The organism is Kitasatospora sp. NPDC059817, assembly GCF_042731835.1.
Lineage (GTDB): Bacteria > Actinomycetota > Actinomycetes > Streptomycetales > Streptomycetaceae > Kitasatospora.
This window is the reverse complement of the sequence record NZ_JBHWIR010000390.1, coordinates 1-2,321: the sequence shown is the minus strand read 5'-3', so window position 1 is coordinate 2,321 and position 2,321 is coordinate 1. Positions and strand designations below refer to the sequence as shown.

At 75.5% G+C, this 2,321-nt stretch carries 1 protein-coding gene and 1 pseudogene; both read left to right on the top strand.

What is annotated here, in order from left to right; all coding sequences use genetic code 11:
* Window positions 1–409, top strand: a pseudogene (locus ACFV61_RS35595) (hypothetical protein); the annotation flags it as partial.
* A 9-nt stretch (window positions 410–418) separates the two neighbouring features.
* The gene (polX, locus tag ACFV61_RS35590; protein ID WP_380496297.1) at window positions 419–2,188 is read left to right on the top strand and encodes a DNA polymerase/3'-5' exonuclease PolX; all 1,770 of its coding nucleotides are present in this window, start codon (window positions 419–421) and stop codon (window positions 2,186–2,188) included.
* Window positions 2,189–2,321 lie beyond the last annotated feature (133 nt).

The window sequence follows — 2,321 nt, the reverse complement described above, 5'->3', positions numbered from 1 at the left end:
TGGCTGGTCCGCGCCTCCCCCCGCCCCCCCCCCCGACGCGGCCCGCGCCGAACCCGGCTCCCCGCTGCGCACCGCCTTCACCGCCGGACTGCGCGACCTGGCCGACGGCTTCCAGCACCTGCCCGACGCCGCCGAACGCGAGAGCGCCCTCGCCGACCTGTCCACCATGGTCGGCGCGCTCCTCCTGGCCCGCGCCAGCGAGGACCCCGCCCTGTCCGACGAACTCCTCGCCGCCGCCCGCCACCGCCTGACCACCCCCACCGCCCCCGCCGGCCCCGCCGTGGCCCCCCGCGGCAGCGCCGCCCCGGGCCCGCGACGCGGCGCCGCCGGCCCCGGGCCGGGCCTCACGAACTCCCTTCGCCCGCCCGGAGGGCCGCCGCCCAGGCCGGAGCCCGAGGACCCGCCCTAGACTGGCCCCATGCCCCGGCTCAACGACCAGGTGCGGGAGCTGCTCCAGGAGTACGCCGACCTGATCAACATCACCGGCGGGGACGCCTTCCGGGCGCGGGCCTACGAGAAGGCCGCCCGCGCGGTGGGCGGCCACTCCGAGGACATCGCCGGCCTGGACGTCAAGGGCCTGCAGCAGATCTCCGGCGTGGGGAAGTCCACCGCCGAGAAGGTCGCCGAGTACCTCGCCACCGGGCGGATCGCCGCCCTGGAGACCCTGCGCGCCGAAGTCCCGTCCGGGGTCCGGGAGATGACGGCCGTACCCGGCGTCGGCCCCAAGCGCGCCCTCGCCCTCGACCGCGACCTGGGCATCTCCTCCGTCGACGACCTGGCCGAGGCGGTCCGCTCCGACCGGCTGTCCGGCGTGGCGGGCTTCGGCGAGCGCAGCGGCGAGAAGATCCTGCACGGCATCGAGTTGCTGCGGCGCTCCGGCGGCCGCACGCTGCTCGACGCGGCCACCGAACTGGCCGAGCAGCTCGTCGCCGCGCTGTCCGCCGTACCCGGCTGCACCCGCTGCGCGTACGCGGGGTCGCTGCGCCGGATGCGCGAGACGGTCGGCGACGTCGACGTGCTGGCGACCGCCGCCGACTCCGCCCCGCTGATGGCCGCGCTCACCGGACTCCCGTACGTGGCCGAGGTGATCGCGAGCGGTCCGACCAAGACCTCGGTGCGCACCACCGGGGGCGTGCAGGTGGACCTGCGGGTCGTCCCGGAGGAGGACTGGGGCGCGGCGCTCGTCTACTTCACCGGATCGAAGGCGCACAACATCAGGCTGCGCACGATGGCCGTCCGGGCCGGGCTGAAGCTCTCGGAGTACGGCCTGTTCCGGACCACCGCCGAAGGAGAGGGCCGCGAAGGAGAGGACGGCGAGAAAGAGGACGGCGCCAAGGTGGCGTCCGCGACCGAGGACGAGGTGTACGCGGCGCTCGGCCTGCCGTGGATCGCGCCGCCGCTGCGCGAGGACCGGGGCGAGATCGAGGCCGCCCTGCGCGGTGAACTCCCTGCTCTGGTCCAGGAGTCGGACCTGCGCGGCGACCTGCACACGCACACCGACCTGACCGACGGCCTGGCCACCCTGGAAGAGATGATCGACACCGCGGCCGCCCGCGGCTACTCCTACTACGCCGTCACCGACCACGCCCCGGACCTGGTGATGCAGCGGATGACGGACGAGAAGATGCTCGCCCAGCGCGAGCGGCTGCGCCGACTCGCCGACCGCCACCGGAAGCTGCGCCTCCTGCACGGCACCGAGCTGAACATCGGCCCGGACGGCGGGGTGGACTGGCCGCCCGGGTTCCTGGCCGGCTTCGACGTCTGCGTGGCCTCCGTGCACTCGCACTTCACCGCCGACCGGACCGCCCAGACCCGCCGGCTGATCCGCGCCTGCGAGAATCCGCACGTGCACGTCATCGGCCACCTCACCACCCGGAGGATCGGCCGCCGCGGCCCGATCGACGTCGACCTGGACGCGGTGTTCGCGGCCGCCGCGCGCACCGGCACCGCGATCGAGATCAACAGTTCCCCGCAGCGGCTCGACCTGCGCGACGAGGACGTCCTGCGGGCGAAGCGGCACGGCGTCCGCTTCGCGATCGACAGCGACGCCCACGCCACCGGGCAGCTCGCCTACCCGCGCTTCGGCATCGGTACGGCGCAGCGCGGCTGGCTCACCGCCGAGGACGTGATCAACACCTGGCCCTGGCAGCGGCTGAAACGTTTCCTCCGCAAGGACGCACTGCGCTGAGCGAGCCGCCGGGCACCCCGGCGGGGGGGGGGGCCCCCCCCCGCCCCCCCCCCCCCCCCGCCGACGCCCCCCCCCCCCCCCCCCCCCCACCGCCACCCCAACCGACAGACAAACCCCCCCCACCCCAGCCCCA